At 55.9% G+C, this 18,084-nt stretch carries 20 protein-coding genes and 1 tRNA gene; 16 read left to right on the forward strand and 5 right to left on the reverse strand.

The window, feature by feature from the left end; genetic code table 11:
• The 8 genes from ACR0KN_RS07725 to ACR0KN_RS07760 all read left to right on the forward strand — a co-directional run bounded on the left by ACR0KN_RS07725 (position 1) and on the right by ACR0KN_RS07760 (position 7,376).
• Positions 1-507, forward strand: a complete 507-nt coding sequence (locus ACR0KN_RS07725) for a TadE/TadG family type IV pilus assembly protein (protein WP_480652611.1) — start codon at positions 1-3, stop codon at positions 505-507.
• A complete protein-coding gene (locus ACR0KN_RS07730) occupies positions 504-1,199 on the forward strand; it encodes a TadE/TadG family type IV pilus assembly protein (protein ID WP_170473873.1) in 696 nt (231 codons plus the stop codon). The genes ACR0KN_RS07725 and ACR0KN_RS07730 overlap by 4 nt, the downstream gene beginning before the upstream one ends.
• A gap of 24 nt (positions 1,200-1,223) precedes the next feature.
• A complete protein-coding gene (locus tag ACR0KN_RS07735; protein ID WP_480652613.1) occupies positions 1,224-2,432 on the forward strand; it encodes a CpaE/TadZ family protein in 1,209 nt (402 codons plus the stop codon).
• 14 nt (positions 2,433-2,446) lie between these two features.
• A complete protein-coding gene (locus tag ACR0KN_RS07740; protein WP_170547190.1) occupies positions 2,447-3,835 on the forward strand; it encodes a TadA family conjugal transfer-associated ATPase in 1,389 nt (462 codons plus the stop codon).
• Positions 3,836-3,838: 3 nt separating this feature from the next.
• Positions 3,839-4,810, forward strand: a complete 972-nt coding sequence (locus ACR0KN_RS07745; protein ID WP_170703700.1) for a type II secretion system F family protein — start codon at positions 3,839-3,841, stop codon at positions 4,808-4,810.
• A 10-nt stretch (positions 4,811-4,820) separates the two neighbouring features.
• Positions 4,821-5,822, forward strand: a complete 1,002-nt coding sequence (locus tag ACR0KN_RS07750) for a type II secretion system F family protein (protein WP_480652616.1) — start codon at positions 4,821-4,823, stop codon at positions 5,820-5,822.
• Positions 5,823-6,046: 224 nt separating this feature from the next.
• Positions 6,047-6,901: a helix-turn-helix transcriptional regulator gene (locus ACR0KN_RS07755; RefSeq protein ID WP_480652618.1), complete on the forward strand. Its 855-nt coding sequence runs from the start codon at positions 6,047-6,049 to the stop codon at positions 6,899-6,901.
• Positions 6,891-7,376, forward strand: coding sequence for an A24 family peptidase (locus ACR0KN_RS07760; protein WP_170776934.1), 486 nt, complete (start codon positions 6,891-6,893; stop codon positions 7,374-7,376). The genes ACR0KN_RS07755 and ACR0KN_RS07760 overlap by 11 nt, the downstream gene beginning before the upstream one ends.
• Before the next feature lie 329 nt (positions 7,377-7,705).
• Here the strand turns inward: ACR0KN_RS07760 and ACR0KN_RS07765 are convergent.
• Positions 7,706-7,781, reverse strand: a tRNA-Ala gene (locus ACR0KN_RS07765).
• Positions 7,782-7,920: 139 nt separating this feature from the next.
• On the reverse strand, positions 7,921-8,244 hold the full coding sequence (locus ACR0KN_RS07770) for a TIGR02300 family protein (RefSeq protein ID WP_010443532.1): 324 nt from the start codon (positions 8,242-8,244) through the stop codon (positions 7,921-7,923).
• Between the two features lie 100 nt (positions 8,245-8,344).
• On the opposite strand from ACR0KN_RS07770, the gene ACR0KN_RS07775 reads away from it, so the two are divergent.
• From ACR0KN_RS07775 to ACR0KN_RS07785, 3 genes are all read left to right on the forward strand, one after another.
• Positions 8,345-9,037 (forward strand): M48 family metallopeptidase, encoded by a 693-nt coding sequence (locus tag ACR0KN_RS07775; protein WP_480652621.1) that lies wholly within the window; start codon positions 8,345-8,347, stop codon positions 9,035-9,037.
• A gap of 30 nt (positions 9,038-9,067) precedes the next feature.
• Complete coding sequence (locus tag ACR0KN_RS07780) at positions 9,068-9,715, forward strand: GntR family transcriptional regulator (protein WP_170547205.1); 648 nt, start codon at positions 9,068-9,070, stop codon at positions 9,713-9,715.
• A 112-nt stretch (positions 9,716-9,827) separates the two neighbouring features.
• Positions 9,828-10,958 carry a lytic murein transglycosylase gene (locus ACR0KN_RS07785; RefSeq protein ID WP_480652623.1) on the forward strand — a complete coding sequence of 377 codons (1,131 nt, stop codon included), beginning with the start codon at positions 9,828-9,830 and terminating at the stop codon, positions 10,956-10,958.
• A 4-nt stretch (positions 10,959-10,962) separates the two neighbouring features.
• On the opposite strand, the gene ACR0KN_RS07790 is transcribed toward ACR0KN_RS07785, so the two are convergent.
• On the reverse strand, positions 10,963-11,925 hold the full coding sequence (locus ACR0KN_RS07790; RefSeq protein ID WP_170473917.1) for an acetyl-CoA carboxylase carboxyltransferase subunit alpha: 963 nt from the start codon (positions 11,923-11,925) through the stop codon (positions 10,963-10,965).
• A 122-nt stretch (positions 11,926-12,047) separates the two neighbouring features.
• Between ACR0KN_RS07790 and ACR0KN_RS07795 the strand changes: the two genes are divergently transcribed.
• Entirely contained in the window at positions 12,048-12,881 is an 834-nt protein-coding gene (locus tag ACR0KN_RS07795) for an AraC family transcriptional regulator (RefSeq protein ID WP_480652625.1), read from the forward strand.
• A 1-nt stretch (position 12,882) separates the two neighbouring features.
• On the opposite strand, the gene ACR0KN_RS07800 is transcribed toward ACR0KN_RS07795, so the two are convergent.
• Positions 12,883-13,479, reverse strand: a complete 597-nt coding sequence (locus ACR0KN_RS07800) for a LysE family translocator (protein ID WP_170772170.1) — start codon at positions 13,477-13,479, stop codon at positions 12,883-12,885.
• A gap of 73 nt (positions 13,480-13,552) precedes the next feature.
• Here ACR0KN_RS07800 and ACR0KN_RS07805 point away from each other — a divergent pair, with 73 nt between their 5' ends.
• Complete coding sequence (locus ACR0KN_RS07805; RefSeq protein WP_480652627.1) at positions 13,553-14,005, forward strand: Lrp/AsnC family transcriptional regulator; 453 nt, start codon at positions 13,553-13,555, stop codon at positions 14,003-14,005.
• 119 nt (positions 14,006-14,124) lie between these two features.
• Positions 14,125-14,703: a PA14 domain-containing protein gene (locus ACR0KN_RS07810; protein WP_480652629.1), complete on the forward strand. Its 579-nt coding sequence runs from the start codon at positions 14,125-14,127 to the stop codon at positions 14,701-14,703.
• A 48-nt stretch (positions 14,704-14,751) separates the two neighbouring features.
• On the opposite strand, the gene ACR0KN_RS07815 is transcribed toward ACR0KN_RS07810, so the two are convergent.
• The gene (locus ACR0KN_RS07815) at positions 14,752-15,714 is read right to left on the reverse strand and encodes an L-malyl-CoA/beta-methylmalyl-CoA lyase (RefSeq protein WP_010443542.1); all 963 of its coding nucleotides are present in this window, start codon (positions 15,712-15,714) and stop codon (positions 14,752-14,754) included.
• A gap of 296 nt (positions 15,715-16,010) precedes the next feature.
• Between ACR0KN_RS07815 and dgcN the strand changes: the two genes are divergently transcribed.
• Positions 16,011-17,012 carry an N-acetyltransferase DgcN gene (dgcN, locus tag ACR0KN_RS07820; RefSeq protein ID WP_170547225.1) on the forward strand — a complete coding sequence of 334 codons (1,002 nt, stop codon included), beginning with the start codon at positions 16,011-16,013 and terminating at the stop codon, positions 17,010-17,012.
• A gap of 75 nt (positions 17,013-17,087) precedes the next feature.
• Entirely contained in the window at positions 17,088-18,053 is a 966-nt protein-coding gene (gene dgcA / locus ACR0KN_RS07825; RefSeq protein WP_480652631.1) for an N-acetyl-D-Glu racemase DgcA, read from the forward strand.
• Positions 18,054-18,084 lie beyond the last annotated feature (31 nt).

Here is an 18,084-nt window from a genome sequence, read left to right on the forward strand (position 1 = left end):
ATGTTTGGTGCCTCCCATCATATCAGCAATACCCTTAGCCGGTTCCGCAACGACCAGTCCGGCGCGGCGTTGGTCGAGTTTGCGATCCTTTTGCCAATCCTGTTAGTGACATTTGCCCTGATCGTCGAAGGGGGGCGGGTTTTCTGGTCCTATCAAAATGCGATCACGGGGGTTCGGGACACTGCTCGTTATGTTGGCCGGATCGCTCCGTCGGACCTGTGCACCACCTCGCCAAGCGCTGCAATCGGCGATTTCCAAGCTGCTGTCTCAAACACTCTGACATCGCTTTCGACCACTGACATTGCTGTTGGTCTAGACTCGCTGTCCCTCGAATGCGTTGGCAACGCAGGTGAATACCGCGTTTCGCCCACACCGGTTGCCGTCCTGACCGCGTCACTGACGATTTCAAATCTGCCGTTCACGCCCCTGTTCCAACTGGTCGGAGGTTCGGCGACGGCGCAGATCCAAACCACGATCACAGATCGCAGCCGGGTGTTTGGACCATGACCCGCCGCATTCACAAGATAACCCGCGAAATGTCGCGACTTGGCCGTCACGAAGATGGGTCGACGGTCACTGAGCTTGCCTTTGTCCTGCCGTTGTTCCTTTTGATTTTCCTGGGCCTGATAGATTTCGGCAGATTGGCCTTCCACTATGTTGCTGCTGAAAAAACAGCACAGGTCGCCGCTCGGATGGCTGCAGTGATGCCACCCGCATGTGGCGGCGTTCCGACAACCAACAGCCGAGGCACCTATACCGATATCACCGGCCCGCGGTTCGGAACCAATTGCAGTTTCGCATCCGGCGTTTGTGTCGAACCGGCCACCACCATATGCACCGGTGCGGCCCCCGCGAATGCAGCTGCCCAGACCACCGTGACCGACATCTGGAACATGCTTCAGTTTGCCGTTCCCAACGATCCCACCGCAACTTTTGACGAAAGCAACATCACGTTCACTTACGACTTCGACCCGGAAATGAATTTCCTGGGTGGCCCTTATGTACCGATGGTCACAGTGACAATCGAAGAACTTCCGTTCCGGTTCGTCTCACCGTTGGGTTCGATAGCAGCGCTGGTTTTGGGCGGCTCAACGCCAGAAACCGATGCGCTGACCACCGCGACAACGGGCTTCAAAATATTTTCCGACTTTAGCGCAACCCTTCCTGGCGAAGACCTCGCCAGTGGAGTCAACGGTTGAATTTCTAATCATGGGAGCTGAAAAATGACTCAAAAATCATTAGCCCTAATCTCTGATAATGAGGCGATTAAGGATTCAGTCGCCCAGGCCGTCGACCGGTTCGACGATCTTTCGCTAGAGACACATTTCGGGACCTTATCTTCGGTAAACGGTCGCGCCTGTGATCTGATGGGTGAAAATGACCTGCTGGTGTTCAGCTTTTCAGGCGAATTGGATCTGGAAACTGTCAGCGATCTTCGTCGTAGCACCGGTTCGCGCGGCACCTTGCTGGCACTTAGCGACCGTGACATCTCATTGACCGAAGCGCGTGCGCTGAACAAATCGGGAGTAGATGAGATTCTGCCCTATCCCATCGGGCAGGACGAACTGGCCGAACAGATTCAGCGTCTGACGGTCGACAAATCCTTGCTGCCGACAATTTATGCGCCGCAACCGCAGCGACTGGGGCAGATTATCAGCGTATGCCCGGCCCGTGGAGGCATCGGCGCGTCGACACTGTCCATCAACCTGGCGGACCAATTGCAGGGTTATTCCGGCATCTTCCGGAAAAGGACGCGAAACAAGGTCGCTGTCGTAGATCTGGATTTGCAATTTGGCACGGTCGCGACGTCCTTAGATTTGCAGCCTTCCTCGGGGCTTTTGAGAATGGCCCAGGATGGGGTAATGCCGGACCGGACTTTCCTTCAGCAATCTTTGGTGCAACATGCATCCGGTTTGGAAGTCCTGAGCGCGCCCGAAGAATTCATTCCTCTGGATGTTCTGACACGCGAACAGGTCAGCGCGCTGATCGAGGCTTTGCGTCTGGAATTCGACTTTGTTGTTATCGATCTGCCACGCGTGCTGGTCGATTGGCTGGGCGCAGTTGTTGCTGCGTCAGACCGGATGCTGATGGTGGGTGACAGCTCGGTCTCTTCGGTGCGCCAAGCCTGCCGTTTGATCGAATTCTTCTCAAAAGAGCGGCTCGAACCTCCGGTTGAGATCGTCATCAGCCAGGAAACGAAACCGACATTCCGGTCAAGCCAACATGTCGAAGCTCAAAAGGCGCTGGAACGCGAATTACGCTTCTGGCTGCCCAGCGACGCGCGCCACGCAAAACAGGCGCTGGATCGGGGTCAATTGCTATCGCAAGCCTCAGGCAGCTGTGCCTTGTCCAAGGCGATCCGCACGATGGGTCGGAAAATCATGAATGAAACAATGGTCGGCAAAACCGGCCTGAGAAACAACGCAGCCTAATTGGAGTCTAAGGGATGTTTGAAAAGTTTACACGCGCCGGGCGAACCAATGAGGCCGAAGTAATCCAGCTTAACCAGCATGCAGAGCAACTGGCCCAAGAAATTCAGCCTGAGACCACAGCAGAAGATACCGAACTGGCCGACTGGCTTGAGCTCAAAAGCACTTTGCACGAGGCTTTGCTGGAACGGTTGAACCTTTCGGTGATCGAAAAGGTTGAGAAAGACGTGCTGCGGCGCGAAGTCGCCGGGGTTGTTGGCGGTGCGTTGTCCCAAACCGGCAGGCCGCTGAATACCGAAGACTTCAACCGCATCGTCGAAGAACTTCTGGACGAAATTCTGGGTTTTGGCCCATTGGAGCCATTGCTGGCCGATCCAACGATCAACGACATTCTGGTTAACGGTTATCAGACGGTCTACGTCGAACGCTCTGGCCTGCTGGAGCGCGTGCCGGTGCGGTTCCGCGATGAAAAGCACCTGCTGCGGGTTATCGACAAGATCGTCAGCAAGATCGGGCGTCGTGTCGATGAACGGCAGCCTTGGGTGGACGCCCGGCTGGAAGATGGCAGCCGTGTCAACGCAATCATCCGCCCCTGTTCGATTGATGGCCCCAGCGTTTCAATCCGTAAATTCGCGCAGTCAAAACTGACGATGGAAAAGTTGGTCGCAAATGGCGCTCTGAACGATGCCGCCGCGCGGTTCCTGCAATCGCTGGTATACGCGCGCCTGAACGTTCTGATCGCCGGCGGGACGGGATCGGGTAAGACAACGATGTTGAACGCCTTGTCTTCGTATATCGACCATGGCGAGCGTGTCGTCACCATTGAAGACGCAGCGGAACTGCAACTCCAGCAGGAGCATGTTGTGCGCTTGGAAACACGCCCGCCATCCCCGTCCGGCGACGGCCAGGTCATTCAGCGTGATCTGGTGCGCAACGCGCTGCGTATGCGCCCCGACAGGATCATTGTCGGTGAGGTTCGCGGAGCGGAGACCTTCGACATGCTTCAGGCCATGAATACGGGTCATGATGGTTCGATGACGACTGTACATGCGAACTCGGCGCGCGATTCATTGGGCCGCTTGGAGCAGATGGTCACGATGACGGGTATCGAATTTCCCGCCGCAGCCATTCGATCCCAGATCGCGTCGGGGCTGCACTTTATTGTGCATCTGTCGCGGTTGGCGGATGGATCGCGCCGCGTCACCAGCATTTCGGAAATAACCGGGATGGAAGGTGAGATCATCACCATGCAGGACATCTTCGTGTTCCAGAAAAAGGGACGCGCGGAAAACGGCGAAGTGCTTGGTCAGTTTGTTCCCACCGGGATTCGCCCGAAATGCTATGACTTGCTCACAGCTGCTGGCGTCGATCTCGAACCCGAGACTTTCCGAGTATCAGGAGGCTGAGGCATGACCAGTATAAACACAGCCGAACTTCTTAACTATCTGACGCTGGCTTGCGTCTTCGTCGGAATTTTCATGCTGATTACCGGTGTGTTCCACTTTGCCCGTCGCGGTGAAAACCACGCCGAGGCCCGCAACCGCCGAATGCGCATGGTCCGGCAAGGCGTTACCGATGAAGATCGGCTCGCCTTGCTGCTTCCCGAGACCCAGACAGGTTTTTTTGCAAAGATCCCGTTTTTTGGGAACTTGCCGGATACGCTAGTTCAGGCGGGACTGCATGTTTCAGCGAAGAATTTTGTGCTGCTTTGCCTGTTTGGCACCTTGGCGATCGCAATCGCCGGTATGATGTTTCTGCCGCCCTGGCAGGCAGCCCCGATCGCACTCATCCTGGGTGTGCTTATGCCTGCATTGGTGGTGAAATCGCGGCAGGCTGAACGCCAAAAAGCTTTGACCAGTCAGTTGCCCGATGCGCTAGAGCTGATGGCGCGTGGCCTGAAAATTGGTCACCCGGTCAACACCTCGATCAAAGCGGTCGCGGACGAGATGCAAGACCCTATCGGGTCCGAGTTCGGCATCATTTTCGACCAGATCAGTTTTGGCGACGAATTGCCCGACGCAGTTCAGGACTTTGCTGACCGGGTCGGTTCGGAAGATGCACAGTACCTGGCGGCAAGCATGGCAATCCAACACGGCACTGGTGGCGATCTGGAGCGGATCGTGTCCGTTCTGGCCACCGTGGTCAGACGGCGCATTGCATTGCGTGCGCGGATCAAAGCCATTTCCGCAGAAGGACGGCTGTCCGGGTTTCTTCTGTCGATCATTCCTCTGGTGATCATGGGGTTAATGACGATCAACGCGCCTGGATATTACACCGACGTCAGTGACGATCCCGCATTCATCAAACTTGCAGTGTTGGTTGTCGTTCTGATGGTCTCGAACGTCATCATCCTGCACAAACTTGTCAATTTCCGTATCTGAGGGCAATTTCATGGAAAATATTCTGGAAATTATGTCGCTTCGTTTCGGGCTGCCAGCCGAAACAATTCTGCTGACCGTCTTTGGTCTTGGCGTTTTGCTGGTGTTCGTCGCCGTAACCTCGGCGTTAAGCCGCCGCCATCCAGCGGCTGTCCGTATCGCCAATCTGCGCGCCCAAAGGTATGAGGCCCGCAATGACCGTGGACTGTTGCGCGAAACTCTCGTCACCCCTAAAGGTCTTTTTAAGGCCGCACTGCCCAGTAGGGAAGCTGAGCGGCGCAAGATCGAGGATCAGCTGATTCAAGCCGGGCTGACCGGTCGAAATGCCCTGCGGATCTACACACTGACTCGGGTTTGGCTTGGGATTTTCATGCCGATGATTGTGGGTCTGCTCATCGTTGCCTCAAGAACGCCTGGCATCCCCGTTCCCAGCGTGATTACGGGCATTTTTGAATCCATCAGCAAAGCCAACGCTATTCAGCTTATCGGTTTGCTGACGGCCGTCGGATATTTTGTTCCCGCGGCCTGGCTGAAGCATCGCCGCAAAGAACGTCAGCAGCGTATCCGCGATGCATTCCCAAATGCTCTCGACCTGCTGCAGATCTCGCTTCATGCTGGGCTGGGCTTTGATGCCGCTATGACACGGGTCGGGAACGAACTGGCGCTGGCCTCCCCTGACCTAGCGTTTGAGTTTCTGAACACCCAGCACGAGATTCAGGCCGGACGCCCCCGCGCAACTGCGCTGTCTGACATGGCGCGGCGTACAGGGGTTGATGAAATCCAGTCTTTTGCCACTGTTGTCCAGCAATCCATACGCTACGGGACCAGTATGTCCGAAGCTCTGACCACCTATGCGTCTGAAATGCGGGACTCACGCGAAACACGGGCGCAGGAACTGGCAAACCAGCTACCGGTAAAGATGTCCGCTGTTCTGGCCGCGCTGATGCTGCCGACGCTGATCATCATTACCGCCGCACCTTCGATGATTCGATACTTCCGGGGCTTTGGGGCGTAGAATTCCCGCCCGTATCCGCCGTAATTACGTGTTCGGGCGGGTCATGTTTCCAAAACGAGGACAAACGGGCGTCTAGTTTCGGCAGATTTTGCCCAGTTTAGAGAGAAAAGATTAAGCTTTTAGGTAGTTAAGTGGAGTCCGGCCACACAAAAAATCGTGACGCAATCGACGGGTGGGGGTGTTTGTCGAGAGGGTTGGTCGGGTTTCGGTCAATGTTAAACGGTATGAATAGTTTGTTTTCGGCGCATCGTTTCGCGCCCGGTGCAGGGGCACCAACGTCAGAACTTCTTAAAGTCGTAGCTGTCCTTTGCCAGGCGACTCAGGGGAAAGTCCCACTGCTAAATGCACTGCGCGAAACAGCTCGCGCAATTGATGCGGAAGTCGTTTCAATCAGCCGGGTGGACCTGCACGGCAATCAGAATTCGGCAAAAGTGCTGAGCTACGACGCCAATCACAAGGCGCCGGACAGCTTCAGTGGTTTCAATTTCTGCATCGCGCCTGCCATTTGCGGAAACAACATGAGCCGGGCCAAACTCGGGTCGGCTTGGTTCGGTGGACAGGATGACCTGTCCGAATACGAACATCTGTCAGAGTTCTATGCGTTCCGCAGGTTTTCCGAGTCAGTTTCCATTCTGCTGGAACGACAAAATGGTGTCGCCGACTTTCTGGAATTGCATTTCAGCCACCCCATCTCTTCGGCCGTGGTAGATATTCTGAGCGTTCTGGGCCCTGTTCTGTCGGATTGCTGGAAGAAAAGATCTCTTGGTCGGTTTTCCGAAGCGAAGCTGAAAAACACGCGCCGAAAGCTTATCAAGAAAGAACCAAAAAGCATTTTGTCTATGGACAACCCTTGTCGGCTGAGTCGCTCGGAATATCGGGTTTGCCTCTTATTGGCGCGGGGATTGAACAACAACGCCTTGTTGTCCGAGCTGTCGATTTCAATTTCGACACTGCGTACGCATCTTCGCAATATCTACGTCAAAACAGAAACGTCATCTCAACCCGAATTGATCCATGATTTGCTGACCCCGATGGTCAAGCGCCAATCGCTGAATGCGGGTAGCGAAAATGTCGCCTGAAGTCGCGCAGTTCGTCCCTTTGATCGTCATTACTCCGCTTTTAGCTGCAATGGCATGGAATGACCTGAAGAACCTCAGGATATCCAATAAGCTGGTGCTGATAATGCTCGCAGCTTTTGTTCTCTCCGCGCCCGTGTTTCTATCCTTCCACGAGACGGTATACCGAGCGGTCTTCGGCGTCGGCGTATTTGTCGTTGGTTTTCTTGGTTTCACGCTGCGCCTGTGGGGTGGAGGCGACGTAAAGGCAATCGCCGCGCTGACATTGTTTGTGCCCAGCTACTTTCTTTTGCTGTTCTTTTACACTTTCACCCTGTCCATGGTCGTGGGCATGCTGTTTGTGATCACAAGCCGCTCGATAATTGGATTTCCGGAATGCCGCTGGCTCGCATTGCGACCAAAAGCCAGCTATCCGATGGGTGTGTCGATCGCCATGTCGGGTTTATTATTACCCATGGTTGCGATGGGTTTGGGGTAGTACTTCCAGGGTAGTCTTAGGCCTCATAGCCAATATATAACGGTTGCTGGAGTGCTATAGCAAAAAGGAAGGCCTATAGGTATCTGTCGTAGCAGGTGGTAACGCGTCTCCAGTCTTTCAACCGGCCAAACATGATCTGGGGTGGTGTGTTGAGCACCACATCGCTTTATGAACTGTGAGGAAAATTCATTTTTGCGGTTTTCAGGTTGTTGGCGACATCGCTTAGGCGACTCTGATGTGTAAGAAAAATGAGCGTCCGCTGCGAACCCAAAGGAAATTTCTTTTGCCAAAAAGGAAGAACTATGGGTGTTGGATCATGAGGAGAAAAATGGTGGAGCCTAGGGGAGTCGAACCCCTGACCTCTTGCATGCCATGCAAGCGCTCTCCCAACTGAGCTAAGGCCCCATGCAGGTACCGCCAAAGCGGTGGACGGACGTTTATGAGACGTCGCCGCAGAGTGCAAGTCCAAAAATCGGATTCGGTGAAAAAGTGCGAACCGATCCAGTGGACTGGGATGAGGCCGCCGGGGCTGCCTCGAAACCCATCAATTTTCGTCTTCTGACGACATGTCCTTGATATCGTCCAGCGAAACGTTGTCGCTGTCGTCATCATCGTCCAGCAGATCGTCGTCCAGTTCGACATCGACGTTGTCGTCATCATCCAACACGATATCTTCGTCCGACGAAGCTTCACGTGCTTTAACCGAAGCCGCATCTTCAGCATCTGCCGCGATCATCCGGCTTTTGCCGGTTTCCAGTTCAACGATCTCGCCGGTATAGGGGCTTACGATCGGGTCCTTGTTCAGGTCGTAAAAGCGTTTACCAGTGGTCGGGCAAACACGCTTTACGCCCCATTCTTCCTTGGGCATATCAAATCCCCTTGATATCAGGTGAATCTCATCAATGATTCAGGTCACCTGCCATAAGCGGCAGGCACTGTCAAAGCCTTTGCGCGAAGGAGATCGGCCCATGGGGCGACACGCATTGCCTGGAACCCCTCCGGTGCCGCTGACATTGCGCAAATCTGCGCAGGCAAGACGGATTAGTTTGCGGATTTCCCAATTGGATGGGCGGGTTACGCTGACCTACCCAAAAGGTGTCCCCGAAGTCGAGGCTTTGGATTTCGCGCATCAGAAAGAGGATTGGATTCGCGGTCACCTTCAGGACAGGCCAGACCAGGAAACCGTTGAGTTCGGTCAATCCATGTCAATAGAGGGAAAAGCACGGCGAATCGTTCAAATCTCAGGTCGGCGGGTGCTGCTGAAGGGGGACGAGATCGGTGTTCCTGCTGGCGCGGAGGCGCGGAGACTCGCCCGGTTTCTCAAAGAACTTGCCCGCGATCGTTTGACCGGAGCGTGTGATGACTATGCCGCAATGTTGGGTCGTCCGTATAGTAGCATTACGCTGCGTGATACGCGTTCGCGTTGGGGATCCTGCAGTTCAGCTGGTGCGTTGATGTTTTCATGGCGACTGATCCTCGCGCCGCCTGAGGTGCTGCACTACGTGGCCGCTCATGAGGTGGCGCATCTGATCGAAATGAACCATTCTCCTGCCTTCTGGGCGCAGGTCGAGCGGATATTCGGCCCGTACAAGGAGGCCCGCCGCTGGTTGCGCGACAATGGGGCTGAACTTCATCGCTATCGCTTTGAACCCGCCGCTTGACGCCGGGAATGTTTGTGATCACATAAGCTTATGCTGACCACACGCCCCGCCGAGTCCCACACCGCCACCCATGATCGAGTATATCGAACACTCAGGTCTCGGATCATGCATGGTGAGATGGCTCCGGGGCAGGCGCTGACATTGCGCGGTATAGGCAAGGAATTCGGTGTGTCGATGACGCCTGCGCGCGAAGCAGTGCGGAGGCTGGCGGCGGAAGGCGCGCTGTCACTGTCCACCTCGGGTCGCGTGTCGACCCCTGAACTGACAAGGGATCGGATCGAGGAGTTGGCGGCATTGCGTGCGCTGCTTGAGGTTGAATTGGCCAGTCGTGCCCTACCGCGCGCGCACATGGCACTGATTGACCGGCTGCAAAGCATCAACATGGCAGTCGCCGAGATGGTCACTAAACGCGACGCGGTTGGCTATATCCGTTCCAATCTGGAATTCCACCGGACGCTTTACCTGCGCGCACAGGCCCCCGCGATGCTTGCAATGGCCGAGACCGTTTGGCTGCAGCTTGGTCCCACGATGCGGGCACTTTATGGCCGGCTGCGACGAACTGAGCCGCCGCATTACCACCGTTTGATCATCGCAGCGCTCAAGGCTGGGGATGAGCCAGGTCTTAGATTGGCGGTGCGCTCGGACGTGACGCAGGGATTGCGCCTGCTCGTAACCTGAGCGGCTTGTTGCCCATCTCATTGACAGGTTGGTTTCAGATGCTGCTCTGCTGGTCTGAACGGGCGGGCTGCGTTATCCTGAAAGCAAATCACAACAAGAGCAGATTTCAATCATGATCAATCGAAGAACTTTTTCTATCGGGCTTGGGGCGACGCTGTTGGCAGCCTGTTCAACTGGCAGCGCACCAACCAGTGCTCCAGCGTCGCGAATGCGTGCTGTCCCGAACGCTGGATGGGATGCGTGGGTTGCTGGTTTCAAAGGCCGGGCAGCGTCGCAGGGCGTCTCTCAATCTACCCTGAATCGCGCCTTTCAGGGGGCGGGATATTTGCCCGACGTGATCGAGCGCGACCGCAATCAGGTCGAGTTCAAGCGCTCGCTTGAGGATTATCTGGCCATCGCCGCGTCGGACGAACGGATCAGCACCGGCAAACAGATGCTTGTGCGGCACGCAGGGACTCTGTCGCAGATCGAAGCGCAATATGGCGTCGACAAGGAAATCATTGTCGCAGTGTGGGGGCTAGAAAGCCGCTATGGCGCGCGGCGCGGTGATGTGCCGGTGATCTCGGCGACCTCGACGCTGGCCTATGATGGGCGGCGCGGGGCGTTCTTTGAAAAGCAACTGGTGGCGGCGCTGAAGATCATTCAAGAGGGCGATACAACCCCAGCCAACATGACCGGCAGCTGGGCCGGAGCGATGGGACACACCCAGTTTATCCCTACCTCTTATCTAGCTTATGCCGTTGATTTCACCGGTGATGGACGCCGCGATATTTGGTCCGAAGATCCGGCAGATTCGTTGGCCTCAACCGCCGCGTATCTGTCGCGCGCCGGTTGGGTGCGGGGTCAGCCTTGGGGTGGGGAAGTCGGTACAGTCTCGGGCTCTCCGGTGGCAGTGTTACAACCGCAGACGCCCGGACCACGCATTGCGGTGTTCCGCAATTTTCAAGTGATCAAGCGCTATAACAACTCGGACAGCTACGCGATTGGTGTTGGCCATCTTGCGGATCGGATCGTGGGCGGGGCACCGTTCCAGGCCTCATTCGGGCCGGACGCAACCGGGTTGACGCTTGACGATCGCAAAGAGCTACAGCGCCGCCTGACATCTGCGGGCTATGACACGCAGGGTGCAGATGGAGTGATCGGGAAAAACACCGAGGCCGCAATCAGCGCATATCAACGCGCCAACGGGCTGTCCGTAACCGGTCAGCCTTCAGTGGCGTTGTTGCAGAGTTTGGGAGGCTGACGGCTTAAGCCGCCAGCCCTTTTGAGCCGATATCCAGGAATTTCTGACGGCGGTCCTTGATCAGGGCTGCCGCATCTTTTCCGTCAAGCTCTTTCAGCATCGAAGCAATTGCAGTCCGCACGGATTCAACCGCTGCAGGGCGGTCGCGATGCGCCCCGCCTTTGGGTTCTGGAATGATGTGGTCACAGATACCCAGTTTGTGCAGGTCCTGAGCCGTCAGACGGAGCGCTTCGGCGGCTTCACGCATCTTCTCGGCATCCTTCCACAGGATCGAAGCGCAGCCCTCGGGCGAAATCACCGAGTAGACCGAATGCTCCAGCATCGCCACGCGGTTCGCTGTCGCAAACGCAACCGCGCCGCCCGATCCGCCTTCGCCGATGATGACAGAAACCAGTGGTACTCCAATCTTCAGGCACATCTCGGTTGAACGCGCGATGGCCTCGGACTGGCCGCGCTCTTCCGCGCCTTTGCCGGGATAGGCGCCTGCTGTATCGATCAGGGTGATCACTGGCAGGCCAAAGCGTCCCGCCATCTCCATCAATCGAACGGCTTTGCGATAGCCTTCGGGGCGGGCCATGCCGAAATTGCGCTCGATCCGCGATTTGGTGTCGCTGCCTTTTTCATGGCCAATCACCATCACCGGTTGATCGTTGAACCGCGCCAGACCGCCAATGACTGCCAGATCGTCGGCAAAGTTCCGGTCGCCGGCCAGAGGCGTGAATTCGGTGAACAACGCATCCACGTAATCGTTGCAATGAGGCCGCTCAGGGTGCCGCGCGACCTGGCATTTCCGCCACGGCGTGAGGTCTCCATAAAGCTCGTCCAGCAGCTTGGCGGCCTTGGCATCCAGCGCGGCGGCCTCTTCGGTCACATCCATTTCTTCATTTGCGCGGGCCAGCGCGCGCAGCTCTTCAGCTTTGCCTTCGATCTCGGCCAGCGGTTTTTCGAAATCCAGATACTGGGTCATGACGCCTCTCAACGCGGAAGTTCCCTGCTATATGACTAATGCTTGTCCCGGATGCAACTCAGCAAGATTTGTGGTTTCACAATATGCGACGACAGGCGGGCGAAGATTTAGGAAGGATACCGATGGCTGTCAGCTATGAAGATCGCGTGTTGCGCGTGTTGGCTTATATCCACGATCATCCCGCAGGGGATTTGTCGCTGGATGCCTTGGCCGACGTCGCGGCGATGTCACGATTTCATTGGCATCGCGTGTTTCGCGCAATCACCGGCGAGACCTGCGCGCAGGCTGCCCGCCGGATACGTCTGCACCGCGCCGCCTGTTGGTTGGTGCAGTCGGAAAGGCCTGTTGCGCAAATAGCGACCGATATTGGTTATCCGAACCTGAAATCTTTTGCGCGAGCCTTTTCCGAGGCCTACGGCAGCAGCCCCACCGTGTTTCGCAAGGCGGGGCAGATTCTGCCGGCTCATCCAAAATTCAAAACCGGAGAATACCCCATGCATCCCGTGACAACCCGCACCGAACCGTCCCGCCGTGTCGTAGCACTTCCGCATAAAGGGGCTTATGCCGAGATTGGCCGCAGTTTTGAGGCCTTTGGTGCCCTATGCGAATCCCGAAAACTGTGGCCACAGGTCGGCCCGATGATCGGGCTCTATCTCGACAGCCCCGAAGACGTGCAGGAAGATGAATTGCGCAGCTTTGCCGGGGCTCAATTCTGCGGCAAAGATATTCCGGAGGGGATGGATGACCTCAGCATCCCTGGCGGCAAGACGGCGGTTCTGACCTACAAAGGCCCGTATTCCGGCATACACGCCGCCTATCAGACACTGTTCGGAAATTGGTTGCCCGATTCTGGCGAGGAGCCTGCGGATCAGCCTTGCTATGAAATCTATCTGAATGATCCGCGCGAAACTGCGCCCGAGGACCTGCTGACCGAAATCTGCCTACCGCTCAAATGACCTAGTGCGGCCAAAGAACAGGGTAGAGCGAGGCAACAAGAAGTACGGCCATTGTCCAGTTAAATATCAGCAAGCGGTGCGGGTTGGTCAAGACCCGCGCCATTTGTTGGCCCAGAACCGTCCACACGCTGACCGATGGCAGATTGATCGCTCCGAACACCAGCGCAACCAGTATGATGGCTTCAAGCGTTTGTCCCGGCGCATATGCTGCAGTTGCCGTAAGCGCCATGGCCCAGGCCTTTGGATTGACCCACTGAAAGCTGGCAGCCTGAAAAAACGTCATCGGCGTACCGCTTGCTGCTTGTCCCTTTACAGGCGCTGCATGTGCGATCTTCCATGCCAGATACAGCAGGTAAATGACGGATGCGATCTTAAGCACCGTATAACTAACCGGGAATCGGTCGAAAACCTGAACCAGCCCTGCGCCCACCAGCAATACCATGAAGGTAAAGCCCAACCCGATACCCAACATATGTGGTATCGTTCGCCGGAAGCCAAAATTCGCGCCTGACGCCATGAGCATGAGGTTGTTTGGCCCGGGAGTTATCGATGACACAAGGGCGAACACGATCAGGGCCATCAGAATATCGTATGTCATGAACGCATTTTCTCGCCAATCGCGACGAATGAAATTGCTTTTTTGTGCGGCAATAGAATATTATTCACAACAAATGACGAAGATTGATCGAACTAATCAACATATATTGCGAGAAGTGTCGCAAGATGGTCGTATCAGCAACCTCGATCTTGCCGACCGCGTTGGCCTGTCGCCGTCTGCCTGTCTGCGTCGGGTGCAAGAGTTGGAGCGCGCGGGTGTTATATCGGGCTATCGCGCAGTTCTAAACCCGACAGCCTTAGGCATAGGCTTTGTTGCCTATATCGGCGTCGGGCTGGGTGAGCATACCAAGGCCGCCCAAGAAGGGTTTGAAGAAGCGCTGCAGCAAGCGCCCGAGGTGGTCGAATGTCACAATATCACAGGCACGATCGAGTACCTTTTGCGGGTCGAATGTGCAGACCTCGCATCCTACAAAACCTTCCATACTGAGGTATTGGGAACGCTTCCGCATGTGACCTCGATTACTTCATACGTGGTAATGGGGTCGCCCAAGGATATGCGCGCGTAAAGGCCAAAAAAGTGAATTCTAACCACCTTGCAGGTCAAAAATTCACAGCCTAAGGTCTTTGCAACAGTGTCGTCGGCAGGGATTGATCCCCAAGCGGGCGCGAATTCAGGGAGAAGACCATGAAATTTTTCCGGACCGGAGCGCTTGTTGCCGTCTTAGCAGTTTTTGCGGGTGCGGCGACGGCTGCACCTTTGAAGTTAACGCCTGCTAATCCTCAACCCAGTCCAAAAGCGGGGTTGAATGTAAAGTACTTTGGCACAGGCAATCAACACAAGAAGATCCGTGATCTGAAGCAGGCAAAAAGCCTGTTGGCTAAGGCACAGCCCGGTAAACCGTTGCGAGGTCTGGACTACAGCGACACCTATAAAGGTGAAGATGTCATGACGTTCGACCAAGCTTATAACGTTGCTGCAGAAGTTACGGGATATATGCGCTTTGATTCACCCGGTACATATGAGCTCGAAACCTGGTCAAATGACGGTATTGAGGCTTGGGTTGGCGGCCAGCAGATTGGTCGTGTTAATGGAATCCAGGGCTGTGAGGCTAATCAACGTACCGAAGTTGAAGTACCTAAGGCGGGTTGGTATCCGTTGAAGATTGTCTATTTCCAAAAACTGGGAACTTCATGCCTTATGATGAAATCAGGTAAGCAGGGTGAGCGCTTCACCTGGACACCCAACGACGTCTTCGGCCGCTGATCATATGAAATAAAAGGCGCTCGTTTGAGCGCCTTTCTTCATCGTAGGTTAGCCACCTGCCGCGATCAGTTCGGACTGCGCTACAATGACTTCGGCCTGCTTGATCGAGGCGATATCCACCAAACGTCCCTTGTAGACGGTTGCGCCTTCACCGTTGGCCTTTGCCTGTTCCATTGCGGCTAGAATTTCGCGCGCTTCAGACACCGCCTCATCTGACGGGGTGAAAACCTGATTAGCCAATGCAATCTGCTTGGGGTGGATGGCCCATTTGCCGACCATGCCCAGAGTGGCCGAGCGTTTGGCTTGCGCGATATATCCTTCATCATCCGAAAAATCGCCGAACGGGCCATCGACCGGCAGCACGCCATGGGTTCGGCATGCGGCGACGATGGCGGCTTGCGCCCAGTGCCAGGGGTCGGACCAGTGCTTTTCGCCTTCGCGCAGCATGTAATAGTTTTCCTGAGTGCCGCCGATGCCGGTTGTTTGCATGCCCATCGAGGCTGCAAAATCCGCAGCGCCAAGGCTCATGGCCTGCATACGCGGAGATGATGCTGCGATCTCTTCGACATGCGCCAAGCCAGCGGCGGATTCGATGATCACCTCGAAAGAGATGGGTTTGGTTCGGCCCTTGGCCCGCTCGATGGCAGTAACCAGCGCGTCTACCGCATAAACATCCGCCGCACACCCGACCTTGGGGATCATGATCTGATCCAGCCGATCGCCTGCCTGTTCCAGCACATCGACCACGTCGCGGTACCAATAGGGTGTATCCAGTCCGTTGATCCGGACCGACATATATTTGTTGCCCCAATCGACCGTATTGAGCGCTTCGATGACATTGGCGCGGGCGGTATCCTTGTCGGACGGGGCCACCGAGTCTTCCAGATCCAGGTTAATGACATCCGCTGCCGACGCGGCCATCTTGGGAAATAGCTTAGTATTCGAGCCCGGGCCAAACAGTTGACAGCGATTGGGGCGCGCCGGAGCGGCGGGTTGGATGCGGAAACTCATCTGAACCTCGTCTGAGTAATGAAATTGCGTTCTTTCCTGAGCCTGAGATATTAAATTGCGTGGCGCTGTGCAAGCTTGATTGTGCAGCTGCGGCAATGCGTGTGCAGAATGTTCGAATTTTAAACCGACAAAAGAATGCTCAAAGATTGATCAGTTTGAAAACTTCGAATAGTTTTGCGAGTTTTAAAATTATTGTGCAAGTTTATCCTGTCAGAAGGCGGATTGTAAGGAGAGTTTGAGAAATCCTCGTCAAATCGGTTCTCTAGCTTAGGCCAGAATCAAAGGAGTGCAGCGCGATGATCGAGACACCGTACCTATTGTTTTTGGGCGATGCGCCCGACTTGCTGGCGGCCAAAGTGGCTATTGGCATCCGGGACTGGCGTCCTGAGAATGCTGTTGGTCAAATCAAGCTGGAAGGTTGCAAGGCCGACCTGGGCCTGACGGAAATGACTCTGGCCGAAGGTAAAGCGGCTGGTGCCAAGACACTCGTCATTGGTGTTGCAAACCGGGGCGGGATCATCAGCGAAGCTTGGAAAGAAGTTCTGATTGAAGCGTTGGAAATGGGCTATGATCTGGCATCTGGCCTGCACAACCTGCTGCGTGACGAAGGTGATTTGGTTGCGGCTGCGCAGACCCATGGATGCACATTGCACGACGTCCGTGTGCCGACTGTTGGTTACCCGATTGCAAACGGCCGCAAGCGTACCGGCAAACGGTGCCTGGCCGTTGGAACCGATTGCTCTGCCGGTAAGATGTATACGGCGATGTCGATGGATGCCGAAATGCGCAAGCGCGGTATGAAATCCACGTTCCGTGCTACAGGTCAGACGGGCATTCTGGTCACGGGGCAGGGTGTACCGCTGGATGCCGTTATCGCGGATTTCATGGCAGGGTCGGTCGAGTACCTGACACCGGACAATGATCCGGATCACTGGGATCACATCGAAGGGCAGGGTTCCCTGTTCCACGTGTCTTATTCGGGTGTGACCATGGCGCTGATCCATGGTGGGCAGCCCGATGCGCTGATCCTGTGCCACGAACCAACCCGGACCCATATGCGCGGACTGCCTGAGTATTCACTGCCGACGCTGGAGCAATTGCGTGACACAGCACTGCCGCTGGCGCGCGTGGCAAACCCAGAGTGTCAAGTTGCAGGCGTGTCGATCAACACCCAGCACCTGAGCGAAGAAGATGCGCTTGCCTATATCACTAAGGTTGAGACCGAGATGGGCATCCCGGCGACCGATCCCTACCGCTTTGGAGCCGGTAAACTAGTGGATGCGCTGGCCACACTGTGATCTAAGCACACTCGCTGGAGGCGGAGCAATCCGCCGCCGGCGGGCGTATTTGTCAAAAAATAGAGGAGCAGGCGCGTGCAAATTGAAGTTTCTCGCGATGTGTTTCGATTGGCGCAGGTATTCACTATCTCACGCGGCTCACGTACCGAGGCAAAAGTTTTGACTGTCCGTATCTCGGACGGTGTGCACCATGGTTGGGGCGAATGTGTACCTTATGCCCGCTATGACGAAACACTGGAGTCGGTCGAGGCCGAGATAGCCGGGCTACCCGATGATTTTTCGCGCTATTCCCTGATGGACCTATTGCCTGCTGGCGCGGCGCGGAATGCGGTGGATTGTGCACTGTGGGATCTGGAAGCGAAACGCGCAGGTAAACGGGCATGGGAGCTTGCGGAAATCGCTGCGCCAGGGCCTGAAATAACAGCCTATACGCTGTCATTGGACACGCCCGAAGCGATGCGGGTTCAAGCGGCCGAGAACGCTTTCCGCCCCTTGCTGAAGATTAAGCTGGGAACACCCGATGATATGCCGAGGCTCGAGGCTGTCCGGGCTGGGGCGCCAAAGTCGAAAATCATCATCGACGCTAATGAAGGCTGGTGTGCCGAAGTCTATGCAGATCTTGCCCCACATCTCGTGCGCCTGGGCGTGGCTCTGGTCGAACAGCCTTTACCAGCTGGTGAGGATGATGCCCTGATCGGGATGGATCGCCCTGTGCCAGTTTGTGCTGACGAATCCTGTCACGATCGGGCAAGCCTACCCGCACTCAAGGGCAAATATGATGTGGTGAACATCAAACTGGACAAGACCGGCGGTCTTACCGAGGCGCTAGAATTGCGCAAGGCCGCATTGGCTGAGGGCTATGATGTTATGGTTGGCTGCATGGTCGGAAGCTCGCTTGCGATGGCCCCGGCAACACTGGTGGCGCAGGGGGCGATGGTCACAGACCTTGACGGGCCGCTTCTGTTGGCCGAAGACCGCGATACACCGCTGATTTTTGACGATGCCGGAGTACACCCGCCCAAAGCGGCGCTCTGGGGGTAAGGAACGGGCGAAGCCCGGAAACAAAAGGAAA

This window comes from Ruegeria sp. AP7 (genome assembly GCF_056539905.1).

Bases quoted from the DNA above. Each gene is read 5' to 3' on its own strand.
- ACR0KN_RS07725 (WP_480652611.1), top strand. From the start codon at position 1: ATGTTTGGTGCCTCCCATCATATCAGCAATACCCTTAGCCGGTTCCGC.
- ACR0KN_RS07730 (WP_170473873.1), top strand. From the start codon at position 504: ATGACCCGCCGCATTCACAAGATAACCCGCGAAATGTCGCGACTTGGC.
- ACR0KN_RS07735 (WP_480652613.1), top strand. From the start codon at position 1,224: ATGACTCAAAAATCATTAGCCCTAATCTCTGATAATGAGGCGATTAAG.
- ACR0KN_RS07740 (WP_170547190.1), top strand. From the start codon at position 2,447: ATGTTTGAAAAGTTTACACGCGCCGGGCGAACCAATGAGGCCGAAGTA.
- ACR0KN_RS07745 (WP_170703700.1), top strand. From the start codon at position 3,839: ATGACCAGTATAAACACAGCCGAACTTCTTAACTATCTGACGCTGGCT.
- ACR0KN_RS07750 (WP_480652616.1), top strand. From the start codon at position 4,821: ATGGAAAATATTCTGGAAATTATGTCGCTTCGTTTCGGGCTGCCAGCC.
- ACR0KN_RS07755 (WP_480652618.1), top strand. From the start codon at position 6,047: ATGAATAGTTTGTTTTCGGCGCATCGTTTCGCGCCCGGTGCAGGGGCA.
- ACR0KN_RS07760 (WP_170776934.1), top strand. From the start codon at position 6,891: ATGTCGCCTGAAGTCGCGCAGTTCGTCCCTTTGATCGTCATTACTCCG.
- ACR0KN_RS07770 (WP_010443532.1), bottom strand. From the start codon at position 8,244: ATGCCCAAGGAAGAATGGGGCGTAAAGCGTGTTTGCCCGACCACTGGT.
- ACR0KN_RS07775 (WP_480652621.1), top strand. From the start codon at position 8,345: ATGGGGCGACACGCATTGCCTGGAACCCCTCCGGTGCCGCTGACATTG.
- ACR0KN_RS07780 (WP_170547205.1), top strand. From the start codon at position 9,068: ATGCTGACCACACGCCCCGCCGAGTCCCACACCGCCACCCATGATCGA.
- ACR0KN_RS07785 (WP_480652623.1), top strand. From the start codon at position 9,828: ATGATCAATCGAAGAACTTTTTCTATCGGGCTTGGGGCGACGCTGTTG.
- ACR0KN_RS07790 (WP_170473917.1), bottom strand. From the start codon at position 11,925: ATGACCCAGTATCTGGATTTCGAAAAACCGCTGGCCGAGATCGAAGGC.
- ACR0KN_RS07795 (WP_480652625.1), top strand. From the start codon at position 12,048: ATGGCTGTCAGCTATGAAGATCGCGTGTTGCGCGTGTTGGCTTATATC.
- ACR0KN_RS07800 (WP_170772170.1), bottom strand. From the start codon at position 13,479: ATGACATACGATATTCTGATGGCCCTGATCGTGTTCGCCCTTGTGTCA.
- ACR0KN_RS07805 (WP_480652627.1), top strand. From the start codon at position 13,553: ATGACGAAGATTGATCGAACTAATCAACATATATTGCGAGAAGTGTCG.
- ACR0KN_RS07810 (WP_480652629.1), top strand. From the start codon at position 14,125: ATGAAATTTTTCCGGACCGGAGCGCTTGTTGCCGTCTTAGCAGTTTTT.
- ACR0KN_RS07815 (WP_010443542.1), bottom strand. From the start codon at position 15,714: ATGAGTTTCCGCATCCAACCCGCCGCTCCGGCGCGCCCCAATCGCTGT.
- dgcN (WP_170547225.1), top strand. From the start codon at position 16,011: ATGATCGAGACACCGTACCTATTGTTTTTGGGCGATGCGCCCGACTTG.